General features: G+C 45.5%; 6 protein-coding genes and 1 riboswitch. Of the genes, 4 read left to right on the top strand and 2 right to left on the bottom strand.

The annotated features are described in order from the left end of the window. The first annotated feature begins 345 nt into the window (after positions 1-345). The 3 genes from VN379_RS15615 (at position 346) to VN379_RS15605 (ending at position 3698) form a co-directional block, all read left to right on the top strand. Entirely contained in the window at positions 346-750 is a 405-nt protein-coding gene (locus VN379_RS15615) for a hypothetical protein (RefSeq protein ID WP_325535479.1), read from the top strand. A gap of 276 nt (positions 751-1026) precedes the next feature. After that, on the top strand, positions 1027-2709 hold the full coding sequence (locus VN379_RS15610; RefSeq protein WP_325535477.1) for an ABC1 kinase family protein: 1683 nt from the start codon (positions 1027-1029) through the stop codon (positions 2707-2709). 314 nt (positions 2710-3023) lie between these two features. Further along, a complete protein-coding gene (locus VN379_RS15605) occupies positions 3024-3698 on the top strand; it encodes a hypothetical protein (RefSeq protein ID WP_325535475.1) in 675 nt (224 codons plus the stop codon). 127 nt (positions 3699-3825) lie between these two features. Here VN379_RS15605 and VN379_RS15600 read toward each other — a convergent pair whose 3' ends face one another. Then, complete coding sequence (locus tag VN379_RS15600) at positions 3826-4407, bottom strand: CAP domain-containing protein (protein WP_325535473.1); 582 nt, start codon at positions 4405-4407, stop codon at positions 3826-3828. Positions 4408-4711: 304 nt separating this feature from the next. Continuing rightward, a riboswitch (cyclic di-AMP (ydaO/yuaA leader) is annotated at positions 4712-4837 on the top strand. 57 nt (positions 4838-4894) lie between these two features. On the opposite strand from VN379_RS15600, the gene VN379_RS15595 reads away from it, so the two are divergent. After that, a complete protein-coding gene (locus tag VN379_RS15595) occupies positions 4895-5530 on the top strand; it encodes a C40 family peptidase (protein ID WP_325535481.1) in 636 nt (211 codons plus the stop codon). Positions 5531-5681: 151 nt separating this feature from the next. On the opposite strand, the gene VN379_RS15590 is transcribed toward VN379_RS15595, so the two are convergent. After that, positions 5682-5981, bottom strand: a complete 300-nt coding sequence (locus VN379_RS15590; protein WP_325535471.1) for a CC/Se motif family (seleno)protein — start codon at positions 5979-5981, stop codon at positions 5682-5684. Positions 5982-6038: the final 57 nt, after the last annotated feature.

The following is a 6038-nucleotide window of genomic DNA, read 5'->3' as shown; positions in this document are numbered from 1 at the left end:
AAAAACGAGTAATGTCTTTACAATGATTAGTTTACAGGCTCAAGAGCCTACTTGTTGGTGCTTGAACGAGCGTCCGGCGACTTATTCACATACGAGATAGCGGCAACCCGCTTCACCACTCACCTCCACGTGCTCTGTAGTGTACCGTCCCACAGAGTGAATTTTAGCATATTCTGACGGTTAGTTGAATCTATAACGAATGGTGCCAACCCGTTTCATTCCTTGTTGGTGCCTTTCGCAGAAAGGAATGGTCTTTCATATGATATTCATTTTAATTTGATATAGTTAAAACAGAAACAGAACCACTGATACCGCTATTAACGAAATATAAGGAGGACCTCTAAAATGATGATGAATCAAGGCATGAACCAAGGTATGAACATGGGTATGGGTGGCATAAATCAAGGCATGAGCCAGGGGATGAACGGTATGGGGCAAGGCATGGGGGTTATGAATCATGGCGCAGATGCTTATGGCCAAATGAGCAACATGGCTATGTATAATCATGGTAATATGGGGAATATGACTAACATGGCAAGTATGCCCGGCGTGATGCCTGGTTCGGGTTTTGAAAGCTTACTTGGCAGCTTCGCTGGTATAGCTATTACATTACTGTTCTGGGCACTTTTCATTGGCGGTTCGGTATTCTTGGCCAGAGGACTGTGGGAAGTGTTTAAGGCCAGGAAGACTGCGACCCAGCCCCCAGCTTCTGTTGTTGTAGCGAAGCAAGTAGAAGTTCTGGACAACTAGATATCATCTAAAAAAAGTCAGCTCAAAGCTGACTTTTTTTTATTTGCCGATTTTTTTGTCGTGCGGTCAGTTACTCCTAATGTCCTGTCTTGACAAGGATACAGATAAGGCACTATTTACATTTAATCAAATAGGAGGATTAAGGAGCTTACGCAAGCATTGATTGTAAAAATAGTACGCTTTAGGTATATAATGTCGCTATCATGCAATAGATAGATATAGTGTGATTTGGATGCTATTGAGTTGTGCTGGGTCATATGATTGGAGGAATTAATTTTGGCAATATGGCAAAGAAATGATGCGGTACGCAAACGGGCGAGGGAGATTGCCGGTATTTTTATCAAAAATGGGTTTGGTTTTCTTGTAAAAGATTTGGGTCTTCGCCGGTTTTTGGCCTTTGGTGTGTTGCATGGTGCGGGGAATTTAGAAAGAGCTTTAAAGAGTGAGGAGTTTCGCCGTTTGGTGCAAAGAATGCCAGTGATGCTGGAAGAACTTGGCCCGACATTTATCAAGTTAGGGCAATTTTTAAGCAGTCGTCCGGATATTGTTCCTGAGTTTGTTACCGATGCTCTTAAAAGCCTACAAGAGCAAGTAACACCAGTTGCTTTTGAGCAAATCGAACAGTTGCTTGCCGAAAACCTGCCCGATTATAAGAATATTTTTACTTACATAGAACCCCAGCCGCTAGGGGTGGCCTCTATTGCCCAGACCCATGTCGCTACTTTGGCTGACGGGCGCACAGTAGTGATAAAGGTTCGCAAGCCAGAGGTTATTAACAAGATTGAATTGGATCTGAGGGTAATGCAAAAAATAGTTACCTTTTTGGCAGATCAGCCAGAAGTCAACAAACTAATGGATATAGAAAATAGCTTTGCTATTTTCGCCCATTCTATCAAAAAAGAATTTGATTTATCGGTAGAGGCGGGAAATATCCAGCTGTTCCGCAATCTCTTAGCCGGTGCCGGATTGGCCCGTGCGCCCAGAGTAGAGTGGGAGTTAAGTAACGAGAATGTGCTGACTATGGAGTATATCGAGGGAATTAGTATTGAACAAGCGGCTGAAACTCAAAATACGGTTGTTCGCAAGGAATTATCCAGGAAATTTTTGGACAGCTTCATACGTCAAGTGATTTTGTGCGGCGTATTTCACGGCGATCCCCATTCCGGAAATATCCGCCTTACTAAGGCTGGGGAAATAGCCTACCTTGATTTCGGTATTGTGGGGCGAATTGATTCGCGTATGGCAGAGCGGTTAATTGAAAACTTCACTGCCATTCAAAATTCAGATGTAGATAAGTTGATGAATGTGGCACTAGAAATGGGCCATTCCACAGGTGAAACAAACTGGCAAAATTATTATGAAGATATGGCCGGGTTGATGTTTGTTTCCCAGAATATGTCTCAAGGCAATGTTGAAATAGGAAAGATGATCTTCGGCATGATGCATATTTCCCAAAAACATGGTATTCGCATGCCTGAGCGCCTGCTGTTGTTAGGCAAGGCGTTTGCTATCGCGGAAGGGAACGCCCGCAAAATCGATCCAGATGTTAATTTTTTGGAGATAGCCCGGCCTATTATTGCAACTTTCCTCCAAAGCAATGTCATGCCCCAGGTGAGTGAAGCGGCCATGTTAGGAAATGTACTGGATGTCAAGAAGAAGCTGCGAATACTCTTTAGTGAGCTACCCACATTCATTTCTGGTATGACCAGAGGAGAAAAGAAAATTCCCTTGTCGATCAGCGGTATGGACTTTATTGGCGACAAACTTGACAAGTCCATCAACCGAATTGCCTATAGTCTGGTAATCTCCAGTATGCTATTGACTTCAGCCATCATGATGCACTCTGGCGCAGGTCCACTACAGACTAAAATTCATTATACTGGTTATTATTTATTAATAGCCTCGTTGCTTGGTACGGTATATATGTTCTTTAAGATATTCCGGCAAGTTAAGCGCTAAATAACAGGAATTCGGCCGAGCTGCAGGAGAGTTCCTAAAAGTAGAAAAGAAGTTCAATAAGAGCTGCGAAATAAGAATATATTTGCTGCGACTGCCTGGTACGTGGTGCTGGGCTTTTTTACTTATGGAAGACTCAATGCAGGCATTGTATAGCAGTTGCCTTTACGGTTCATGCCGATTTTGCAACATACTTCAGAAGCCACTCTCAAGCTAGATAAAACTGGTAAAATAACACAAGTTTTTCATAATTCATTCATGAGATATTCACATTAGCTAGGTATAATATGGTTAAAGAAATCAAGGAGGGAATGAAAATGAAAAAGACTTTTATAACCGCATCTCTACTGGTGAGCATGATGTTAGCAGGTGTAGCCTCAGCCAACGAGTTTCTCCCGGAAACAAATAGAATTAAATCAGACATTGAAACAGTCATGGTCAGGCAAGGCAGCAGTAAGAACGGTCCCCAATATGCCGTGATCGACCATAATCCTACGGGATATAACAAACAAGTAGTTGGCGGCCAAACCATTGAGGGCTGGATCAAAGACGGTGTAGCATATACCGCCATTGACGGAGTCACTACTAAGGCTTATCGCATCAACGGTGACATCCAAACAGTCAACGTGAAGCAAGGCAGCAGTAAAAATGGTCCCCAATACGCCAAGATCGACCGTAATCCTACGGGATATAACAAGCAGGTAGTTGACGGCCAAACCATTGAGGGCTGGATCAAAGACGGTGTAGCATACACCGCCATTAACGGAGTCACTACCAAGGCCTATCGCATCAATAAGGACCTCGAAACAGTCATTGTGAGGCAAGGCAGCGGTAAAAACGGTCCTCAATATGTTGTGATCGACCATAATCCTACTGGGTATAACAAACAGGTAGTTGGCGGTCATACCATTGAGGGCTGGATCAAAGACGGTGTAGTTTACACCGCAGTTGACGGGGTTATTGTAAAAAAGGGAACACATTCGGCAGGTTGAAAGTAGTATAAGAAATAGTTGCTCTGCTTGGTGTGGCTGGAACGCAAGACAGGACAAACGTGTAAGGCGTTTGTCCTGTCTTTATTTGGGTGGCTAGGTTATCCCTGCAGGCTATTTTTGTGGTGAGCTAGTCAATAAAGTTTTGCACTACATAAACGGAGCCTTGAGGACTATATTTCACACCAATACCCACTTGTTTATAGTTGGGATTGAGGATATTAGCCCGGTGGCCTGGGCTGTTCATAAAGGCTTGCTCAGCCGCAGTAACATTGAGGTTGATGGCAAGGTTTTCGCCGGCATAGCCGAAGGAGATACCGGCGCTGCGCATCCTGTCAAAGGGAGACTTGCCATCAGGATTAACATGGGCGAAGAAATTCCGGTCAATCTCGTCCTGTGCATGCCGTTCGGCTACAGCGGTTACCGCAAGATTAAGTTTTAGCGGCGGCAGTCCGTTGGCGGCGCGGTCAGCATTTAATAAATTGAAGGCTAACTTTTCGTCGGCAGTGACACCGCTAACATTAGGTGCTTGTGGTACAGAGGGTGTTGGCTTGGTGGCCGGTGGGGACGCAGGCGTGGTGCCTTTCGCCGGTGCGGCACTTTCGACTTTATCGCCCTGGTTGGTTAGGGCGGCGATGAGACCTATCGCCAATATTCCCCCGAGAATGGTGTTAGTCGTTACTGGGTGCAGTAGTTTCCTGAGCTTGCTCATCGGCAGCATCCGCCCAAGCGGTGGCCCAAGCTCCACCCCAAGACGTTGTAACAAGAGACAGGGTCAGGAGACTTAAGGTCAATGTTTTATACAGTTTGCGTTTGAACATTAGGTTCCTGCTTTCTAGTTTGGCGGACGTAAACGGTATGCGTTTATTACCGTATATCAGGTTATTCGACATAATCAAGCCCATAACCTTTGGTAAAGTTTACCGAAACGATGCGGTATGTATAATGGGTCTTGTCGAATTTAGGCGAATTTGGTTATAATTGCATTATAGGAAGGAGGTGACAATGGGGTCGAGTAAGAAAATACGCCGAATCCTGGACAGGTACGGAGGACCCTCTCATTTGGGGTGAAGCGCTACAACGCGGGGCTGAGCCTGGCCCTAACCCGGCAGCTAACTCCGGAGGCGACGAGAGGCGGTTCGAATTTGATAAAAGGTTCATGGAAAAAAGTAGCAAAGAAAGCATTATTGGTTGTACTTATGAATGGGCTGTTGATGAGTAGTGCAGAAGCAGCTGCCCTCCGGTTGGGAGACAGCGGTTCTGATGTGGCTCTGTTGCAAGAGAGGCTGCAAAGCTTGGGATATAATGTCGGCAGTGCCGATGGTGACTTTGGTAGTCAAACCGAAGCGGCGGTCAAGTCCATTCAGGCTGACCGGGGCTTGGAAACCGACGGTATCGTTGGTGAAGCTACCTGGAGTGCACTTAGGCTGCCCGGTACGCCGGTAAGCCGAGGACGAGGTGACAGTATCGCCGTTAGCCGCATTTTGGCGACAGCCATGCGGCAGCAAGGGGTTCCTTATCTATGGGGTGGCACCACCCCTAACGGGTTTGACTGCTCGGGCTTTACCCAATATGTATTCGGTCTAAACGGCATTTCCCTGCCAAGGACGGCCGATGTTCAGTTTGAAGTAGGGCTGCCTGTCACAAGAAGTCAACTGCAGCCAGGCGACTTGGTGTTTTTCAGCACCTATGAGCCTGGCCCGTCACATAATGGTATTTACCTTGGCGATGGCAAGTTTATTAGTGCGTCTTCCAGTCGTGGTATAGCCATTGACCGTCTTGACAGCTCGTACTGGGGCCCGCGGTATATCGGTGCGCGGCGGGTTTTGCGGTAGCTGTTTTTAATATTCATAGTAAGAATGCCCCAAGCTTTCGGTTGCGAAAGCTTGGGGCATTTCCATTTGGAAGCTGGTTTCCTATATGACCGCCAGCCCGTATAAAATTTACCGGTGAAAAAATGCCAAACAGAGTCCTAATGTGGGCAATTTAAATCCCCAGGGCCAGTAGTTGCTTATAAAAAAATATACCTTCTACTTTCACTGTAACAGCTTTAAACGTATCTGAAACAGTCTCTGGATAATAAACTTCGATGCCGTCGATGTCTCTTTTGTTATATATATTAATATCAAAAGGACTTACACCTAGTTTCACAGTTGGGTATACTCCTGCCCCCACACTACACCCGCAATTTGATCCTTCTCGCTTGCCAACACCGAGGGTGATTGCTTTATCCGGACTTTTCTTTACAATATAGCTACGCGCTGATGACTCTAGGGAAATATTCATTTTTAGTAACCTCACTTTCATTAAGATTTACGGCCAAAATTAATCTTGCTTCTCATG

Source organism: Sporomusa sp., from assembly GCF_035561255.1.
In the GTDB taxonomy this organism is placed as follows: domain Bacteria; phylum Bacillota; class Negativicutes; order Sporomusales; family Sporomusaceae; genus Sporomusa.
This window is presented reverse-complemented; position numbering and strand designations above follow the sequence as displayed.